This is a genomic window from Microvirga medicaginis (genome assembly GCF_052658925.1).
In genome coordinates this window covers 373,059-389,828 of record NZ_JBQWEL010000003.1, presented here as the reverse complement: position 1 = coordinate 389,828, position 16,770 = coordinate 373,059, and the positions used below count along the sequence as shown (strand labels likewise).

Genomic DNA, 16,770 nt, shown 5'->3' with positions numbered 1-16,770 from the left:
CTGCGACACTGTTTTCCACTCCCTGATCAAGTGCTTGAATGTCCACACTCTACATCAGCCATCCGGCCTGCCTCGACCATCAGACGCCCCTCGGCCATCCGGAGAGGCCGGATCGCATCCGCGCCATCGAGCGCGCCCTGGAGAAGGAGCGCTTCACGTCCCTGGTCAGGGATCAGGCACCCATGGCGGAGATGGACAGCCTCACCCTCGCTCACCCTGAGAGCTACGTCGTCCGGCTGCGCGACATCTCCCCGCGGGAGGGCCTGGTCCGGATCGATGAGGATACCGTGATGTCGCCCGGCACCTATGAAGCGGCCCTTCGTGCTGCCGGAGGTGCGGTGAAAGCCGTGGACGAGGTCATGTCAGGCCATGTCGCGAACGCCTTCGTGGCCATGCGCCCGCCGGGGCATCATGCCGAACGGGTGAGAGCCATGGGCTTCTGCTTCTTCAACAACGCGGCGATCGCCGCGCGCCATGCGCAGAAGAAGCACGGTGCCGGGCGCGTCGCGATCTTCGATTGGGATGTCCACCACGGCAACGGCACGCAGGACATCTTCTGGAGCGATGCCAGCGTGCTCTATTGCTCGACGCATGAGGCGCCGCTCTATCCGGGCACCGGCGCGGCCTCGGAAACCGGCGAGCACAACAATATCGTCAATGCACCGCTCAATGCCGGTGATGGCACGGAGGCCTTCCGCGAAGCCGTGGAAACAGCGATCCTGCCGCGCATCGATGCGTTCGCACCGGATCTCATCATCATTTCCGCGGGCTTCGACGCGCATTGGCGCGACCCGCTCGCCAGCCTCAACCTCACCGAGACGGACTTCGCCTGGGCGACGCAGAAGCTGATGGATCTCGCCGACCGGCATTGCGGCCGGCGGATCGTGTCGGTGCTGGAGGGGGGCTACGATCTCGACGGATTGGCGAAATCCACTGCCTTCCATCTCGATGCCCTGATGGGACGCGAGATGCATACTTGAAGACGGAAACCCTCGGGCACAAACACTCTCGTCACGGCTGGGCTTGTCCCGGCCATCCACGTTTTAGAACCGTTGCGCCTTAGAGACGTGGATCCCCGGAACAAGTCCGGGGATGACACAAGTCTCACTCAGCACTCGATTGGCTCTTGGCCCAGAAGCTCGATACCGAAGCCGCTGAGGCCCACGTAAGACCGGCTCGACGTCGCGAGATTGCGGATGGAGGCGACGCCGAGATCCTTCAGGATCTGCGCGCCCAATCCGATCTCGCGCCACTGGCTGGAGCGTGCGACTTCCGATGCGGTCTCCTCGCTTTCCGAAAAGCTCGTGGTGGGCACGCCCGCCGTTCCGTCACGCAGGTAGACGAGAACGCCCCTGCCCTCCTTCACGAAACGCTGCATGGAGGCAGCCACCGTCTTGCCGCCCTCGAACACGTCCGTGAGCGCATTGGCGCGGTGCAGGCGCACGTGAATGTTCGTGCCGTCACCGATCCTGCCATAGACGAGCGCCATGTGCTGCACGCTGTCGAAAGGCGTCGAATAGGCATAGCCCGTAAACGAACCCCAGGGCGTCTCCACCGGGAAGGTGGCGATGCGTTCGACGAGCTTCTCCCGCGACTGGCGATAGGCGATGAGATCGGCAACCGAGATGCGCTTGAGATCATGTTTCTCGGCGAAGGCATCGATCTGCGCGCCCTTCATCACCGTGCCGTCGTCGTTGGCGAGTTCGCAGATCACGCCCACCGGCGGCAGGCCGGCGAGCTTACAGAGATCGACGGCAGCCTCCGTATGACCCGAGCGCATAAGCACGCCGCCATCCTTGGCGATCAGCGGGAAGACGTGGCCGGGGCGCACGAAATCGGCCGCGCCCATGTTGTGGTTGGCCAGCGCCCGCACCGTGTTGGAACGCTGCTCGGCGGAGATGCCGGTGGTCAGCCCGTGCTTCACGTCGACGGAGACCGTGAAGGCGGTGCCGAGCGGCGCATCATTCGAGGCCACCATGGGGTCGAGACGCAGGCGGCGGGCCTCGGACGCCGTCAGCGGCGCACAGACGATGCCGCAGGTGTTGCGGATGATGAAAGCCAGCTTCTCCGGCGTGCAGAGGGAGGCGGCCACGATGAGGTCGCCCTCGTTCTCGCGGTCGTCGTCATCCGTGACGATGACGATTTCACCACGAGCGAAAGCCTCGATGGCATCGGTGACGGAGTGGGACATCAGGGCCTCCTGAGCGGATGGGGGCAGAAAATCATTGGGTGTGACGGCTCCGCGGGTTTCGCGCGCGATCAATTCCGCGGTGTCTCGCGAAAGCCAGGCATGGTCGGAGTTGCACATCTGGGTAATGGCGCCGGGAGTGACGCCAATCCGCCGCGCGAATTCCACGCGCGACACGCCATTGCGGGATAACCATTCAGCCAGCTTCATCCCGTCGACTTAACGGAAGCCCCGATTTTAGTAAAACTAAAATTTGCCGATGAAGGCTTGCAGAAATGCTCTGCCCTCATCCTGAGGAGCCGAGAAGCGGCGTCTCGAAGGATGATCCAGTGCCCTCTGGAGACGCCTCGTCCTTCGAGACGGACCTGACGGTCCTCCTCAGGATAAGGCTGCGGGGTGCCATGGCGAGGCTGCGTACCGCCTCAAGCCTTGAACGGCCAGGACGGTCCTTCGCCCACCTGCCCCCGATGGCGCAGGAAGTGGTCGGCCAGAACGCAGGCCACCATGGCCTCGCCCACCGGCACCGCGCGAATCCCGACGCAGGGGTCATGCCGCCCCTTGGTCATCACCTCGGCCTCGGCGCCGGTGCGGGTCACACTGGAGCGAGGGGTGAGGATCGACGAGGTGGGCTTCACGGCAAAGCGGCACACGACCGGCTGGCCGGTGGAAATGCCGCCGAGAATGCCGCCCGCATGGTTCGACAGGAAGGTCGGCGCACCCTGATTGCCGGGGCGCATCTCATCCGCGTTCTCCTCGCCGCGCAGGGCCGCAGCGGCGAAGCCGTCGCCGATTTCGACGCCCTTCACGGCATTGATCGACATGAGCGCCGAGGCAAGGTCGGAATCGAGCTTGCCGTAGATCGGCGCGCCGAGGCCCGCAGGTACGCCCTCGGCCACGATTTCGAGTACCGCACCGATGGAGGAGCCAGCCTTGCGCAAGCCATCCAGGTACTCCTCATAGAAGGCCGCTGCCTTCGCATCCGGGCAGAAGAACGGGTTGCGGGACACCTCGTCCCAATCCCAGTTGCCGCGATCGATGGCATGAGGCCCCATCTGCACGAGCGCACCGCGAATGGTGATGCCGGGCAGGACCTTGCGGGCCACCGCGCCCGCCGCCACGCGGGCCGCCGTCTCACGGGCCGAGGAGCGTCCGCCACCACGATAGTCGCGGATGCCGTACTTCACGTCATAGGTGAAATCTGCGTGCCCTGGACGGTAGGAGTTCTTGATCTCCGAGTAGTCCTTGGAGCGCTGGTCCACGTTCTCGATCATCAGCGCGATGGGCGTGCCGGTCGTGACCTGCTGGCCTGTGCGCTCGTCCGTGAAGACGCCGGAGAGGATCTTCACCTGGTCCGGCTCCTGGCGCTGGGTGGTGAAGCGCGACTGCCCCGGTCGGCGGCGGTCGAGCTCCGCCTGGATCTCGGAGGCCTCCAGCGGGATCATGGGCGGGCAGCCGTCGATGACGCAGCCCAGGGCCGGGCCATGGCTCTCGCCGAAGGTGGTGACGCGGAAAAGATGACCGAAGGTATTGTGAGACATGGCGCTTCTTCGAGGTTCAAGGCGTCTTAAGACCAAAGCGGGCGGGTGTCACGTCCAACATGGCCGGCTGCTTCCTCGAGCCGGTGAGAGGCCCTATTCGGCTTCCCCACCGCTACAAATATCAGCCCGACTGTCTCAGGGCCTTCTCGAGGATCGGGAAAAGCCGATCGTCGTCACATTGGGCGACGTTGAACCGGAGAAAGCAGGCCGCCATCTGCGAAGGGCTGAAGACATTCCCGGGCGCGAGAACGGCGCCATCCACCAGAGCGTGGCGTGCAACCTCGGCAGCATCGATGCCGTGGGGCAACCGGCACCAGAGAAGCATGCCTGCCTTAGGCTCTATCCATGGCTCGATGCCCAGACTTCTCAACCGTGGGATCGTCGCCGCCCTTGCCTTGGCGAGGCGTGCCCGGAGAGCCTCCTTGTGTTTGTGATAAGCACCGCTGCTCAGAACACCGAGAACCAGTTCTTCCGAGAGGCGGTTGCTGGAGAAACCTGTCGCGATCCGATAATCGGTGAGCTTGTCGATCCAACTTCGGCTACTGGCGATGTAGCCGCATCGGAACGACGCCGACAGGGTTTTGGAGAAACTCCCGATCCTCACCACACGGTTGAGACCGTCGAGGGCTGCCAGTCGAGGGGCCGGATCAATCTCGAAATCCGCGAAGATGTCGTCCTCGACGATCAGGAGATCATGAGCCTCGGCCAGCTTCAGGATCTTGTGGGCAGTGACAGCGGACAAAGCTGCTCCGGTCGGGTTATGGAGCCCGGAATTCGTGATGTAGAGGCGGGGCCGATGGTCGGACAGCGCCTGCTCGAAGAGGCCGATGTCAGGGCCCGTGGCCGTGTAGGGAACGCCTATGACCTCGACCTGGTGGGCGCGCAGCAAGGCAAGAAAGTTGAAGTAACAGGGGTCGTCCACGAGAACCTTATCCCCCGGGCGAAGCAGAATCCGGCAGACGAGGTCGATCGCCTGCGTGCCCGAATCCGTCAGCAAGATCTGGTCAGGAGCCGCCTCGAAACCCTGCTCCGCCGCTCGCCGCGACAAGTACTGCCGCAAGGCCGGCAAGCCGAGAGGAGAGCCATAATCGGTGAGCCCTGTCCGATCCTTCAGCCGCGCGAGAGAGCGCAACGAACGGCGGATTTCCTCCTCGGGCATCCAATGGCTCGGGAGCCAGCCGCATCCGGGCTTCAGCATATCACCTCCTGCTTCCAGCGATTGCCGCGATACCCAGAACGGATCGATAGAGCGGTCGAGACGCGGGGCGATATCCGCCAGGGACAAGGGGGAAAGCGGGGCGGCGCTGTAGAAGCCTGAGCCTGGCCTGGATCTGATGATGCCCTCTGCCATCAGCCGGTCATAGGCTTCCACAACGGTCGACTTGGACACCTGCATCGTTTCAGCGGTGGAGCGGATCGAAGGGAGTTTCGCCCCTGGCGTCAACGACCGGCTGGCGATCTGACTGCGGACGGCCCGCATGACGCGCTCGATCTGCGTTCCGGAACGCTCCCGGATGGAGGGATCATCCACTGTACCGCTCTCTGTTCCATTACAGTTTGGATGAACTGTACCGGACCGTATCTGGGAAAGCCACGTCGCCTCAGCGAAAAATCGCCTCACCGAAAAGAGATGAAATCGGAGGCGGGCGCATGGACAGGGCAACAGAGGGATGGATATGCGGTTTTCTGGGTGTGCTGATCTTCAGCGGATCACTCCCTGCAACGCGTATCGCCGTATCGGACTTCGACCCCCTTTTTCTCACTCTGGCGCGGGCAACCATCGCGGGTGTTCTGGGGGCAGCGCTGCTCGCCGCCTTATGGCAAAGGAAGCCTGATCGAGAGGACTATATCCCGCTCGCGATTGTCTCCCTTGGGGTGGTCATCGGCTTTCCGCTGCTGACGGCATTTGCTCTGCAATTCATCACATCCGCCCGATCCATCGTCTTCATCGGCCTTCTCCCCCTCACAACAGCCATCTTCGGCGTGATCAGAAACGGAGAGCGGCCACAGGCGGCCTTCTGGGCGCTCTCCGGCTTGGGAGGCGCCCTGGTGACCGGTTATGCCCTGATCCATGGGGGCTCCGCTTCTGTAGCAGGGGATTTTCTGATGCTGGGGGCGATCCTGCTGTGCGGTCTCGGCTATGCGGAAGGGGCAAAGCTCTCACGCAAGCTCGGAGGCTGGCAGGTGATTTCGTGGGCGCTCGTCCTCTCGCTACCGATGACGGCTGTCGGGACGCTTCTCGCTGCTCCAGCGGCATGGGACGGGATCGACATGCCAGCCTGGTTGAGTCTCGGCTACGTTTCGCTGTTTTCCATGCTGATCGGCTTCGTGTTCTGGTACCGGGGCTTGGCTCTTGGCGGCATTGCCGGAGTAGGGCAGCTGCAACTCCTCCAACCCTTCTTTGGCCTCACGCTCTCTGCTTTGCTTCTGAAGGAGGCCGTTGGGTGGCCAATGATCGCGGTGACCGTCGCCGTCATTCTCTGCGTCGCGGGAGCCAAGCGCTTCGCCAAGCCACGCGAGGCGAGCGTCGGGAGCGCTTTGGAGATTAGTGCGGCCTCTCACACCCAGCGGTGATTGCGCCCTTCGATCACGAGCACCCTGCCCTGCCAGATATCCATGCTGGCGGCCTGCCGGCTGGAGACGCCGCAGCAAATGGCGAGGAAGGCACGGGCCACACCGCCATGGGCGACGACGACCGTATCGCGGGTGAGATCATCGAGGACAGGGCGGATGCGGTCGGTGAGCATGGCATAGCTCTCGCCTCCGCCCGGCGGAACGTAGTTCCACTTGTCACGCTCGCGAAGCGCCGCGAGCTGCGGCTCAGCCTTGCGGACTTCCTTCCAGGTCATGCCTTCCCAAATGCCGAAGGTCAGCTCGATCAGGCGCTCGTCCAGCCTGTAGCTCTGGGGATGAAGGCCCATGGCCGCCCGCAGGATCTCCATGGTCTCGCGGGTGCGCCGCATCGGGCTCGCCACATAGGCGAGGTCCTCGTAATGCGGAACAATCTCTTTCAGCCGACGGCCCGCCTCCTCGGCCTGCACACGGCCGAGATCGTTGAGCGGAATATCCTTCTGACCCTGGAGACGGCCCTCAAGATTCCAATCCGTCTCGCCGTGGCGGATGAAATAGATCGTCGGGCGAGACGGAATCATGATGGGTCAAATTACTCTTTGTCGAGGGAGAGGTCGGGAGCTTCCGGGTTCTTCATGCCGACGACGTGATAGCCTGCATCCACATGCAGGATCTCGCCGGTCATGCCGCGCGCCATGTCGGAGACGAGATAGGCGGCGGTCTCGCCGACTTCCTCGATGGTGACCGTACGTCGAAGCGGCGAGTTGTACTCGTTCCACTTCAGAATGTAGCGGAAGTCGCCGATGCCGGAGGCGGCCAGCGTCTTAATGGGACCCGCCGAGATGGCGTTGACGCGGATGTTCTTGGGACCGAGATCGGCGGCGAGATAACGCACGGAGGCTTCCAGGGCGGCCTTGGCGACGCCCATGACATTGTAATGGGGCATCCACTTCTCGGCGCCGTAATAGGTCAGCGTGACCAGAGAGCCGCCGTCGTTCATCAGCTTCTCGGCGCGCTGGGCGATGGCCGTGAACGAATAGCAGGAGATGAGGAGCGACTTGTTGAAATTGCCCTCGGTGGTGTCCACGTAGCGGCCGGTCAGCTCGTCCTTGTCGGAGAAGGCGATGCAATGGATGACGAAGTCGATGGATCCCCAGAGACGCTTCACTTCCTCGAAGACCGCATCGATCGTCGCGCCGTCCGTCACGTCGCAATGGCCGACCACATGGGCGTCGAGCTCCTTCGCCAGGGGCTCGACACGCTTCTTGAGAGCGTCGCCCTGGTAGGTGAAGGCAAGCTCCGCGCCCTGCTGGCGAGCAGCCTGCGCAATGCCCCAGGCGATCGAACGGTTGTTCGCCACGCCCATCACCAAGCCACGCTTACCGGCCAGGATGCCGGTGGCCTTTGTCTCCGCCATGATTCACCTAAGTCGTCGCTGGACAGCAAAAGAGCGGTTTCTTTAGCCGACCCGGCAGGAGTGGGGAAGCCCTCTTGGCTCTGCCAGGGTGAATCCTGAGGTTTTATCGTGAATTTTGTTACTCGGCCTTCGCGGAGCGCCGCTTGCGGGCGTAGTCCATCAATTCCTCGTCCACGACATCAGGCAGCTTGATCTCCACGGTGACCAAGAGGTCGCCATGCTCCCCGCCCTTCATGGGCAGGCCCTTGCCGCGCAGGCGGAAGGTGCGGCCGGAATCGGTCATGGGCGGGATGTTCATGGTGACCGCGCCGGTCAGGGTCGGGATGCGCACCGGGCCGCCGAGGATGGCCTCCTCGATCTGGATCGGCAGGCGCGAGCGCAGATTCGCGCCCTCCATGGTGAAGCGCTCATGGGGAGCGATCTTGATGGTGAGAAGCGCATCGCCCGGGTTCACGCCCGGGGCACCCTGCCCCTGGCCGCGCAGACGGATCACCTGCCCGTCGCTGACGCCCTTGGGAATGACCACATCCAGATCGCGGCCCGTCGGCAGCCGGATCCGCTTCTTCGCTTCCGCAGCTACCTCCTCCAAGGTCACGGTGAGGGTGGCCGACACGTCCTCTCCCTTCTGGGGGCGGGCGCGGCCCTGCTGCTGACGCATGCTCTCCGTCCCGGCCGAGCGGAACGCCTCACCGAAAAGCTCGGAGAAGAAATCGCTCGTATCCCCGCCCGAAAAGCCGCGGGCGCTGCGCCGTCCGAACGGGCTGCCGCCACCAAAACCGAAACCTTCGAAGCCCTGAGCGCCCGCGCCCCGGCCTCCACTGAAGCCTTCAAAGCCCTGGAAGCGCGGCTTGCCCTCGGCGTCGATCTCGCCCCGGTCGAACTGGGCGCGCTTCTCCGCATCGCCCAGGATCTCATAGGCGGAATTGGCCTCGGCGAACTTGTCCTTGGCCTTCGGGTCGTTCTTGTTGCTGTCCGGATGATAGGTCTTGGCGAGCTTGCGGAACGCCTTCTTGATCTCCGCTTCGCTCGCGGAGCGGGACACGCCTAAAACGTCGTAGGGGTTTCGCATCGTGGAAAATCCATGAACCGTCAGATTAGGGCAGAACTGCCCCACGGGACTGACGTTCATATGGGAAAAGTGTTGCTGCTTCGCAACAAGAAGCTGACGGGACCTTAAGCTTTCGCGATCTTTTTCATCGGTTTAGCCAGGGTTTTCTCCGGCTTCGTCTCGGACGCCGGCTTGACCTCCTTGAGCGCCCATTCGTCGCCCGAAGGCCGGCAGGCTGTGCCATGCAGATTGGCGCTCTTGGAACCGCTGAGCTGGGCGATAAAGGTGCGGCAGATCTCGTCGTTCTTGACGAAGGGCACGCCGGTCGGCGTGAAGGTGCCTTTCATCGAGGTCTCGGGATTGTCCCAGGAGACTTGCGTTCCCGCCCCTTGCGGATCGAGGGCGACGGCAAGAGCCGCCTTGGCCCGGCGCCAGTCTTCCTCGTTCAGATCGGGCGAAAGCAGAACCGGTTCAGCGGGAGTGAGGGCAGCTTGGGCAATGGCGCCCGTGGTCTTGGGCTCCTCATCGTCCGATCCTGCCGTGCCGAGAGAAAGCGCGCACGCGGACGTCGATAGGGCGATCAATCCCGCAGCCAGAATTTTCCCGGCTTCGCGCAGGAAAGCATCTGATCTATAACGGCGCGGATTGGTCCACGGCACGCGTCGGATCCCCCAGATCGAAAAGTCACACGCAGAGATATTCCATTGAACCCGTTAACAACCGGTGACTTCACTGAAGCGGAAGAACCCTTCGACCTGTTTCACTCTTGGCTGAAGGAGGCCGAAGCCTCCGAGCCGAACGATCCCAACGCCATGGCGCTCGCGACTGTCGACGAGACGGGATTGCCCAACGTGCGTATGGTGCTGCTCAAAGGCTTCGATGAGAACGGCTTCGTGTTCTACACCAACACTGAATCCAACAAGGGCCGCGAGCTTCTGGGGCAAAAGAAGGCGGCCATCGTCCTGCACTGGAAGAGCCTGCGCCGTCAGGTGCGTGCCCGTGGCCCTGTAACCATCGTGAGCGATGAGGAAGCCGATGCCTATTTTCAGAGCCGCCCCCGCGACAGCCGTATCGGCGCCTGGGCGAGCCAGCAATCGCGCCCCCTGGAGAGCCGCTTCGCTCTTGAAAAGGCGGTGGCGCTGAACGCCGCGAAATATGCCGTCGGCGAAGTGCCGCGCCCGCCCTACTGGACCGGTTTCCGCATCGCGCCCGTCTCCATCGAGTTCTGGCAGGACAAGCCTTTTCGCCTCCACGACCGCGTGATCTTCACCCGCGAGGGAAACGGCTGGCGTAAGATGCGGCTTTACCCGTAAGACTTATCCTCGCAGATCAGATAGGGTGACCTCACCCTCACAGAGATTTTGAAATGCCCTCCTCGTCCAACACCTCCCGCCGCATCATGCTGCTCACCGGCGCCAGCCGCGGGATCGGACACGCCACGGTGAAGCGCTTCTCCGCCGCCGGCTGGCGGGTGATCACCTGCTCGCGCCACGGCTTTCCGGAAAACTGCCCGTGGGAGATGGGGCCGGAAGACCATCTGCAGGTCGATCTCGCGAACGCGGAAGATACCGTCCGCGCCATTGCCGAGGTGAAGGAGCGGCTCGCCGCCGAGGGCGGCTGCCTGCACGCGCTCGTCAACAATGCGGGCATCTCGCCGAAAGGCCCCGGCGGCTCGCGTCTGAATGCCATCAACACGCCTTATGAGGATTGGCTGCGCGTCTTTCAGGTGAACTTCTTCGCCTCGATCATGCTGGCCCGTGGCCTGCAGGACGAGCTGACCCGCGCCAAGGGATCTGTGGTGAACGTGACCTCCATCGCGGGCTCGCGCGTGCATCCCTTCGCAGGGGCGGCCTATTCCACCTCGAAGGCGGCGCTCGCCGCACTGACCCGAGAGATGGCCGCCGATTTCGGCCCTCTCGGCGTTCGCGTGAACGCCATTTCGCCCGGCGAGATCGACACCTCGATTCTCTCCCCCGGCACGGAAAAGATCGTCGAGCAGATCCCCATGCGCCGTCTCGGCACGCCGGACGAGGTGGCCAAAGCCATCTACTTCCTGTGCACCGATGCGAGCTCCTACGTGAACGGCGCGGAGCTGCACATCAATGGCGGCCAGCACGTCTAGATCCGAAGCCAACGGCCTCCCGATGAAGGGCAGCGGATTCCGGCTCATGCTCTCCCGCCCTGTCCTGATGATCTTCGTCGCAGCAATGGCCAGCATGCCCTTGCAGAGCGTCTTCGCACAGGGAGGGGGTGAGCCAAGCCCGTTCGTCGATCCGGATATGCAGCCGAATGTCCGGGCTCGATGCCACGAGGTTCGCCGCCTGACCCAAGGGCAGGAGACAGGCACGCAGCGCATGGATTTCAGCGTGACCGGTCCTCTCGCCCTCGTCCATTTCGACGGGACGCTCACCTATCTCGGCCTCTGCGGCACGCCGCCGGAGCCGAAGGTGCTCTGCATCACGTATCAGACCAACGGCATGCAGGTCGGAGACGTCGTGACCGTTTCCGGCGGCTACAGCCGACCGGATGAAGACCACATCCTTCTCGATCCCTGTCTCGCCTTCCAAGCGGACGAGCCCGTGCAATAGGAGGACCGGCTTGCCTCTGCGGTGGAATAACGCAATCAGGGCTCGCTCATGCGGCCCCAGGCTCGTTATGGTGGGCCGGAGGATTCATCGTCTCCATGACCAGCGACCGCTTCTATCCCTCCCGTCCCATCCTCGCCGCCTCGGTGGCGGTGATCCGGGACGGGCGGATTCTGCTCGCAGCACGAGGCAAACCGCCGAGCGAGGGCCTCTATTCGCTGCCCGGCGGGATGGTGGAGACTGGCGAGTTTCTAGGCGAAGCGGCCTTGAGGGAACTTCGCGAGGAAGTCGGGGTTGAGGCCGAGCTGATCGGCCTGATCGCTCCCGTCGAGTTCATTGAAAGGGACGATGAAGGCCATATAAAGCACCATGTCGTCATCGCCGCCCACGCAGCGCGCTGGGTTTCCGGCGAACCCCAGACAGGACCGGAAGCAAAGGATATCCGTTGGGTCACGGAACGGGACATTGTCGATCTGCCCATGACAGCGGGGCTCACGGGAATTCTTCAGCGGGCCTTCAAGCTCGCCCGCGAGGATTCACGCTCATGAAGCGCGCTGTCGTGCTGCTGACGGTTCTGGCGATGGGACCGGCATCCTTCCAGCCGGCCGCGGCGCAGGGTTTCTTCGAGCGCCTGTTCGGCCCTCCGCGCAATCCGAACGCACCTCAGCAGCCTTATCCGCAGCAGCCCTACCCACCGCAATATAGGCCGCAGCCTCAATACCGCCCTCAACCCCAGCCTCAGCCGCAACAGCGGCGTCCGCAGCCGCGAGCCCAGCAGCCACCGGAGCAGCAGCAGGCCGAGCCCGCTCCCGCGGTTGAGCCGCCGCCAGCTCCTTACGAAAAGGAGCTTCTGCGGCTTGCCGAGATCATGGGGGCCCTCGCCATGCTGCGCCCGCTCTGCACCGCATCCGATGCCCAAGAATGGGGTCGGCGCATGCAGATCCTGCTCGATACGGAAGGCACGACGCCGGGCCGCCGCGAGCGACTGGCCGGCGCCTACAACAAGGGCTACCAGGCCTACGCCCTCACCTATCGCGTCTGCACGCCCTCGGCCCAGGAGGCCTCCGCTCGCTTCATCCGGGAAGGCGAGCAGATTGCCCGCAACATCACCGGGCGCTACGGCGGCTGATCGAGCACGACCACTGACCCCTTCCCGCAAGGGAAAGGGAATAAGCCAAGCCTGTATCTGGCAAAGGTTTTATCCACATTTATTAGAACCCTCCCCTCTCGCGTTAACCTCTTTGCAAGGTGATGCTGGCGGTGGGACGGCGCGATATCTTAAGGTCGAATCAACCGAACCCGCGCGCCGCCCCCTAAGGGGCCTGGATTCATGAACGATAACGACGTCCCTCTCACCGAGCTGCCCGAACTCAGCGCCATCAAGCAGGCCGCCTTGAGCTATGTGACCGAGGCTTTCGCCGAGGCCGAGCTCGACGGGCTCGACGCCGATTGCATGGCGCAAGCCGCGCTCTTCGCAGCCTTCACCGAACTCGTCGCCACTTATGGCGAGGATGCCGTGGCCCAATACGCCTCGTCGCTCGTGGACAAGATCCGCAGCGGAGCGTTCTCGATGGCGGGTTCACTGAGGCACTGAGGCAGAGGAACCGCTGCGCGATCCAATGCTTGACGGGTGTGGCATCGCTGCCGGCCAGGGAGAGCCATTGCCACTCGCTAGAGCATTGGACGAGAAAAGTGGATTTGCACTTTTGGGATCCATCCGATGCTCCCTTTTTCAAGCGGCGCATCGTTTTACGCGAATAACCGGCTCCCCATTTCGCTGACGCGGCCCTCCGGGTCCGCACGACGCGCTAAGCCATGCGCCCGACCGAAGACACCCAAGCAAGGCGCGAATTGCGTGTCTTCGTGACCATCGCTCGCGATCCGGGTATAGCATTGAGCAACTTCGTGATATCGGCACCTCAAACAAAGGCGTCGAGAGGGGCTCCTCATGCCGGATCTACCGACCTTTCTGACCTTCTATACGGCCGTGCTGGCGCTGCAGCTCGCCCCCGGACCCGACATGATCCTCCTGCTGAGTCGCGGCGTCGGTCAGGGTCGGCGCACGGCTGTTCTCACGGCAACCGGCATGACCTTGGTGGCCGGACTTATCCAGCTCCCGCTCCTGGCTCTTGGCGTCGCGTCCCTGATTCAAGCCTCACCGATGGCCTTCGAACTCTTGCGCTGGTCGGGAGCGGCCTACCTCATCTGGCTTGGAGCCAAGCTCATCATCGGATCCCTTCGCACTCACGCTCTTGTACGGACGGCACCGCAGCCGATTTCGGACTTCACCGCTCTGCGTCAGGGAATGATCAACAATCTGACCAACCCGAAAGCGATGGTCTTCATGCTGGCCTTCCTTCCGCAATTCGTCGATCCGGCGAACAGCTGGTCCGTGACGGCACAGCTTCTGTTCCTGGGAGGCGTCCAAAAGCTTTCCGGCTTCTTCATTCTCGGAACCGTTGCAGTGGGCACGGGAACGATCGGCGATTGGCTTTCACGTCGACCGGGCCTCATCGCCTGGCAGGAGAGATGCGCCGGCATCATCATGATCGGCCTCGGCCTGCGCCTCGCCCTGGCAGGCGATGCGTCTTCGATCCGGCGCTGACGCCTGTCATCCGGATCGAAGAGCGAGCGCATGAAAGATGTGAAGCTACGGGTCGCGAGACCGACGGACAGGCTCGACGAGGTCGTGCGCTTCTATCGCGACGGCCTCGGTTTCGAGGTGATAGCCTCGTTCGACGATCACGATGGTTTCGATGGCCGAATGCTCGGGTATCCCGGCGCGCCTTGGCATCTGGAATTCACGTATCATCCCGGACACAAGGCAGGCAGGGCTCCCACACAAGACAATCTGCTCGTCTTCTATCTGCCCGATCATGAAGCGTGGAAAGCTGCCGTCGAGCGGATGCACGCCAACGGCTTTACGCCCGTTTCCTCTTTCAATCCCTATTGGGATCGCCGAGGAGTGACCTTCGAAGATCCCGACGGATATCGGGTTGTGCTTCAGAACGCTGCGTGGGACGTGTGATCACGCTACGCTTTTAGGGGCGCAGCGTCTCCTCGAAATTCACCACCTCACCCTGCGAGGGTGTCTCAAGCGCACCGTCCCACATCACCACATTGCCGCGCACGACAGTGCCGATGGGCCAGCCAGTGACCTTCCTGCCGTCATAAGGCGTCCATTGAGACTTCGACGCGATCCAGTCATTGGTGATGATCTCGGTACGCTTGAGATCGACCACGGTGAAATCGGCGTCATAGCCTACGGCGATGCGGCCTTTGCGGGCGATGCCGAAAAGGCGCTTGGGGCCTGCGCTCGTCATGTCGACGAAGCGCTCCAGCGTGAGCCTGCTCGCGTTCACGTGGTCGAGCATGATGGGAACGAGCGTCTGCACGCCGGTCATGCCGGAGGGCGTGTTGGGGTAGGTCTTGTCCTTTTCCTCGCGCGTATGCGGCGCGTGGTCGGAGCCGAGAATATCGGCAATGCCTTCGTCGAGCCCCTGCCAGATCGCAGCACGATGAACTTCATCACGCACGGGCGGGTTCATCTGCACATAGGTGCCGAGGCGTTCGTAATCGTCGGGCGCCACAAGGGTCAGATGATGCGGCGTGACCTCGACGGAGACGAGATCCTTGTGCTCCTTCAACAGCGTCATCTCCTCCGCCGTGGTGACATGGAGCACGTGAATGCGCGCGCCGGTGGCTTGAGAGATGCGCACGAGACGCTGCGTGCAGGCGAGTGCGACTTCCGCCGACCGCCAGACGGGATGGGAGCGCGGATCGTTCTCGACGCGCAGATTCTTCCTTGCGCGCAGCATCGCCTCGTCTTCCGAATGGAAGGCAGCGCGGCGGCGTGTGTTGCGTAGGATGTTGGCGATGCCCTCGTCATCCTCCACCAGCAGGGAACCGGTGGACGAGCCCATGAACACCTTGATGCCGGCAGCGCCCGGCAGACGCTCGAGTTCTGCGACATCCTTCGCGTTCTCATGCGTGCCGCCGACCCAGAAGGCGAAATCGCAATGCATGCGGTGATGACCGCGCTTCACCTTGTCCGCAAGCGTCTCGGGCGTGGTGGTCTGCGGGTCGGTGTTTGGCATCTCGAAGACGGCCGTCACGCCGCCCATGACGGCAGCGCGGGAGCCCGATTCCAGGTCTTCCTTGTGGTCGAGGCCAGGCTCGCGGAAATGCACCTGCGTATCGATGACGCCAGGCAGGATGTGCAGGCCACGGCAATCGATTTCCCTGCCAGCGGAGGCCCGGGAAAGATCGCCGATGGCGGCGATCATGCCGTTCTTCACGCCGATATCGCGCTCGACGCGTCCGTCGTGGTTCACGACGATACCGCCTTTGAGGATCAGGTCGAAGGTTTGGGGCATAGCGATCTCATCCCTTGAGGCTCGAGCAAAGGGGGCATATGTCACGCTTGTAGCGCATCGTGCGGAAAAGTGGACCCAGTTTTTCCGCTCCCAACGATGCGCTCCTGAAGAGAAGAAGCAACTGGAGCGGGATATGCCGTCAGTCCATTTAGCCGACCGTGGCGTGGTAAGGGTTTCGGGCGAGGACGCCAAGAATTTTCTCGATGGCCTCATTACCTGTGACCTGGGCCGGATCTCGCCTGAAGCCGCGCGGCTCGGCGCCTTGCTGTCGCCGCAAGGAAAAATCCTGTTCGATTTCATCGTGTTCCAGGCACCGGACGAGATCGGCGGCGGCTATTATCTCGACGCCCTCAAGGTTTTCGCGCCCGATCTCGCCAAGCGGCTGACGTTCTACAAGCTCCGGGCCAAGGTCGTAATCGAAGACCTGTCCGACGCCATGGCCGTTGTGGCGGGCTGGGACGAACGGAAGCCCGACGACGAAGTCGGCCTCGTAGCACAGGATTCGCGCCTGCCCGACCTCGGCTGGCGCGCCATCATCGCCGCGCAGGATGCGCCGGAATTCGCGAAGATCCCGGCCGAGGCCTACCACGCCCATCGCATCGCGCTCGGCGTACCGGAGGGTGGGCGCGACTTCCTGTTCGGAGATGCCTTCCCGCATGAGGCGCTCATGGACCAGCTGCACGGGGTCGATTTTGACAAGGGCTGCTATGTGGGCCAGGAGGTCGTCTCGCGCATGCAGCACCGAGGCACGGCCCGCACGCGCATCGTGCCCGCTATCTACGAAGGCGGCTTTGCCGCCGATGTGGGCGTCGAGGTGACGGCGGGAGAGAAAACGCTGGGCACGACCGGCACTGGGGCAGAAGGCCGAGGACTCATCATGATCCGCCTGGACCGCGCCGCCGATGCCCTGGCTGCAGGCGAACGCATCTTGGCGGGTGGCATCCCCGTGCAATTGGAGAAGCCGCGCTGGGTGAACTTTCCTTACCCAGGAGAAGGTGCTACTCGATTGAAGGCAGAGCCGACCTAGGACCATTTTCCAAGGAACCG

19 protein-coding genes are annotated in these 16,770 nt (G+C 63.2%); 11 read left to right on the top strand and 8 right to left on the bottom strand.

Annotated features, from left to right (window positions below):
- Positions 1-38 precede the first annotated feature (38 nt).
- On the top strand, positions 39-980 hold the full coding sequence (locus tag ACUXUR_RS07030; protein ID WP_445501625.1) for a histone deacetylase family protein: 942 nt from the start codon (positions 39-41) through the stop codon (positions 978-980).
- A 128-nt stretch (positions 981-1,108) separates the two neighbouring features.
- Here ACUXUR_RS07030 and ribB read toward each other — a convergent pair whose 3' ends face one another.
- The 3 genes from ribB to ACUXUR_RS07015 all read right to left on the bottom strand — a co-directional run bounded on the left by ribB (position 1,109) and on the right by ACUXUR_RS07015 (position 5,206).
- Positions 1,109-2,398, bottom strand: a complete 1,290-nt coding sequence (ribB, locus tag ACUXUR_RS07025) for a 3,4-dihydroxy-2-butanone-4-phosphate synthase (RefSeq protein WP_445501624.1) — start codon at positions 2,396-2,398, stop codon at positions 1,109-1,111.
- 212 nt (positions 2,399-2,610) lie between these two features.
- Positions 2,611-3,726 carry a chorismate synthase gene (aroC, locus tag ACUXUR_RS07020; RefSeq protein ID WP_445501623.1) on the bottom strand — a complete coding sequence of 372 codons (1,116 nt, stop codon included), beginning with the start codon at positions 3,724-3,726 and terminating at the stop codon, positions 2,611-2,613.
- Positions 3,727-3,847: 121 nt separating this feature from the next.
- Complete coding sequence (locus ACUXUR_RS07015; protein WP_445501667.1) at positions 3,848-5,206, bottom strand: aminotransferase-like domain-containing protein; 1,359 nt, start codon at positions 5,204-5,206, stop codon at positions 3,848-3,850.
- 170 nt (positions 5,207-5,376) lie between these two features.
- Here ACUXUR_RS07015 and ACUXUR_RS07010 point away from each other — a divergent pair, with 170 nt between their 5' ends.
- Positions 5,377-6,300: a DMT family transporter gene (locus ACUXUR_RS07010; RefSeq protein WP_445501622.1), complete on the top strand. Its 924-nt coding sequence runs from the start codon at positions 5,377-5,379 to the stop codon at positions 6,298-6,300.
- On the opposite strand, the gene ACUXUR_RS07005 is transcribed toward ACUXUR_RS07010, so the two are convergent.
- The 4 genes from ACUXUR_RS07005 to ACUXUR_RS06990 all read right to left on the bottom strand — a co-directional run bounded on the left by ACUXUR_RS07005 (position 6,285) and on the right by ACUXUR_RS06990 (position 9,421).
- Entirely contained in the window at positions 6,285-6,878 is a 594-nt protein-coding gene (locus ACUXUR_RS07005) for a histidine phosphatase family protein (RefSeq protein WP_445501621.1), read from the bottom strand. The genes ACUXUR_RS07010 and ACUXUR_RS07005 overlap by 16 nt on opposite strands.
- Positions 6,879-6,889: 11 nt before the next feature.
- Complete coding sequence (gene fabI / locus ACUXUR_RS07000; RefSeq protein WP_116526676.1) at positions 6,890-7,714, bottom strand: enoyl-ACP reductase FabI; 825 nt, start codon at positions 7,712-7,714, stop codon at positions 6,890-6,892.
- 118 nt (positions 7,715-7,832) lie between these two features.
- Positions 7,833-8,783, bottom strand: coding sequence for a DnaJ C-terminal domain-containing protein (locus tag ACUXUR_RS06995; RefSeq protein ID WP_445501620.1), 951 nt, complete (start codon positions 8,781-8,783; stop codon positions 7,833-7,835).
- A gap of 104 nt (positions 8,784-8,887) precedes the next feature.
- On the bottom strand, positions 8,888-9,421 hold the full coding sequence (locus ACUXUR_RS06990; protein ID WP_445501619.1) for an RT0821/Lpp0805 family surface protein: 534 nt from the start codon (positions 9,419-9,421) through the stop codon (positions 8,888-8,890).
- A gap of 39 nt (positions 9,422-9,460) precedes the next feature.
- On the opposite strand from ACUXUR_RS06990, the gene pdxH reads away from it, so the two are divergent.
- From pdxH to ACUXUR_RS06950, 8 genes are all read left to right on the top strand, one after another.
- Positions 9,461-10,075, top strand: coding sequence for a pyridoxamine 5'-phosphate oxidase (pdxH, locus tag ACUXUR_RS06985; RefSeq protein WP_445501666.1), 615 nt, complete (start codon positions 9,461-9,463; stop codon positions 10,073-10,075).
- Positions 10,076-10,128: 53 nt separating this feature from the next.
- On the top strand, positions 10,129-10,884 hold the full coding sequence (locus ACUXUR_RS06980; RefSeq protein ID WP_445501618.1) for an SDR family NAD(P)-dependent oxidoreductase: 756 nt from the start codon (positions 10,129-10,131) through the stop codon (positions 10,882-10,884).
- Positions 10,865-11,350 (top strand): hypothetical protein, encoded by a 486-nt coding sequence (locus ACUXUR_RS06975; RefSeq protein ID WP_445501668.1) that lies wholly within the window; start codon positions 10,865-10,867, stop codon positions 11,348-11,350. Before ACUXUR_RS06980 ends, ACUXUR_RS06975 begins: the two co-directional genes overlap by 20 nt.
- A gap of 95 nt (positions 11,351-11,445) precedes the next feature.
- Complete coding sequence (locus ACUXUR_RS06970) at positions 11,446-11,895, top strand: NUDIX hydrolase (RefSeq protein WP_445501617.1); 450 nt, start codon at positions 11,446-11,448, stop codon at positions 11,893-11,895.
- Positions 11,892-12,476: a TIGR02301 family protein gene (locus tag ACUXUR_RS06965; protein WP_445501616.1), complete on the top strand. Its 585-nt coding sequence runs from the start codon at positions 11,892-11,894 to the stop codon at positions 12,474-12,476. Before ACUXUR_RS06970 ends, ACUXUR_RS06965 begins: the two co-directional genes overlap by 4 nt.
- 201 nt (positions 12,477-12,677) lie before the next feature.
- A complete protein-coding gene (locus ACUXUR_RS06960) occupies positions 12,678-12,941 on the top strand; it encodes a hypothetical protein (RefSeq protein WP_445501615.1) in 264 nt (87 codons plus the stop codon).
- Between the two features lie 354 nt (positions 12,942-13,295).
- The gene (locus tag ACUXUR_RS06955) at positions 13,296-13,952 is read left to right on the top strand and encodes a LysE family translocator (protein ID WP_445501614.1); all 657 of its coding nucleotides are present in this window, start codon (positions 13,296-13,298) and stop codon (positions 13,950-13,952) included.
- A gap of 30 nt (positions 13,953-13,982) precedes the next feature.
- Positions 13,983-14,375 (top strand): VOC family protein, encoded by a 393-nt coding sequence (locus ACUXUR_RS06950; RefSeq protein ID WP_445501613.1) that lies wholly within the window; start codon positions 13,983-13,985, stop codon positions 14,373-14,375.
- Between the two features lie 13 nt (positions 14,376-14,388).
- Here the strand turns inward: ACUXUR_RS06950 and ACUXUR_RS06945 are convergent, their stop codons facing one another.
- Positions 14,389-15,723 carry a dihydroorotase gene (locus ACUXUR_RS06945; RefSeq protein WP_445501612.1) on the bottom strand — a complete coding sequence of 445 codons (1,335 nt, stop codon included), beginning with the start codon at positions 15,721-15,723 and terminating at the stop codon, positions 14,389-14,391.
- Positions 15,724-15,856: 133 nt separating this feature from the next.
- Here ACUXUR_RS06945 and ygfZ point away from each other — a divergent pair, with 133 nt between their 5' ends.
- Complete coding sequence (ygfZ, locus tag ACUXUR_RS06940; protein WP_445501611.1) at positions 15,857-16,750, top strand: CAF17-like 4Fe-4S cluster assembly/insertion protein YgfZ; 894 nt, start codon at positions 15,857-15,859, stop codon at positions 16,748-16,750.
- Positions 16,751-16,770: the final 20 nt, after the last annotated feature.

What these genes read in the sequence shown, in the direction of transcription:
- ACUXUR_RS06945 (WP_445501612.1), bottom strand. Translation starts at nt 15,723, where the DNA reads ATGCCCCAAACCTTCGACCTGATCCTCAAAGGCGGTATCGTCGTGAAC.
- ACUXUR_RS06980 (WP_445501618.1), top strand. Translation starts at nt 10,129, where the DNA reads ATGCCCTCCTCGTCCAACACCTCCCGCCGCATCATGCTGCTCACCGGC.
- aroC (WP_445501623.1), bottom strand. Translation starts at nt 3,726, where the DNA reads ATGTCTCACAATACCTTCGGTCATCTTTTCCGCGTCACCACCTTCGGC.
- ygfZ (WP_445501611.1), top strand. Translation starts at nt 15,857, where the DNA reads ATGCCGTCAGTCCATTTAGCCGACCGTGGCGTGGTAAGGGTTTCGGGC.
- ACUXUR_RS06955 (WP_445501614.1), top strand. Translation starts at nt 13,296, where the DNA reads ATGCCGGATCTACCGACCTTTCTGACCTTCTATACGGCCGTGCTGGCG.
- ACUXUR_RS06960 (WP_445501615.1), top strand. Translation starts at nt 12,678, where the DNA reads ATGAACGATAACGACGTCCCTCTCACCGAGCTGCCCGAACTCAGCGCC.
- ACUXUR_RS07005 (WP_445501621.1), bottom strand. Translation starts at nt 6,878, where the DNA reads ATGATTCCGTCTCGCCCGACGATCTATTTCATCCGCCACGGCGAGACG.
- ACUXUR_RS06965 (WP_445501616.1), top strand. Translation starts at nt 11,892, where the DNA reads ATGAAGCGCGCTGTCGTGCTGCTGACGGTTCTGGCGATGGGACCGGCA.
- fabI (WP_116526676.1), bottom strand. Translation starts at nt 7,714, where the DNA reads ATGGCGGAGACAAAGGCCACCGGCATCCTGGCCGGTAAGCGTGGCTTG.
- ACUXUR_RS06995 (WP_445501620.1), bottom strand. Translation starts at nt 8,783, where the DNA reads ATGCGAAACCCCTACGACGTTTTAGGCGTGTCCCGCTCCGCGAGCGAA.
- ribB (WP_445501624.1), bottom strand. Translation starts at nt 2,398, where the DNA reads ATGAAGCTGGCTGAATGGTTATCCCGCAATGGCGTGTCGCGCGTGGAA.
- ACUXUR_RS07010 (WP_445501622.1), top strand. Translation starts at nt 5,377, where the DNA reads ATGGACAGGGCAACAGAGGGATGGATATGCGGTTTTCTGGGTGTGCTG.
- ACUXUR_RS07015 (WP_445501667.1), bottom strand. Translation starts at nt 5,206, where the DNA reads ATGCGGGCCGTCCGCAGTCAGATCGCCAGCCGGTCGTTGACGCCAGGG.
- ACUXUR_RS07030 (WP_445501625.1), top strand. Translation starts at nt 39, where the DNA reads ATGTCCACACTCTACATCAGCCATCCGGCCTGCCTCGACCATCAGACG.
- ACUXUR_RS06975 (WP_445501668.1), top strand. Translation starts at nt 10,865, where the DNA reads ATGGCGGCCAGCACGTCTAGATCCGAAGCCAACGGCCTCCCGATGAAG.
- ACUXUR_RS06950 (WP_445501613.1), top strand. Translation starts at nt 13,983, where the DNA reads ATGAAAGATGTGAAGCTACGGGTCGCGAGACCGACGGACAGGCTCGAC.
- ACUXUR_RS06970 (WP_445501617.1), top strand. Translation starts at nt 11,446, where the DNA reads ATGACCAGCGACCGCTTCTATCCCTCCCGTCCCATCCTCGCCGCCTCG.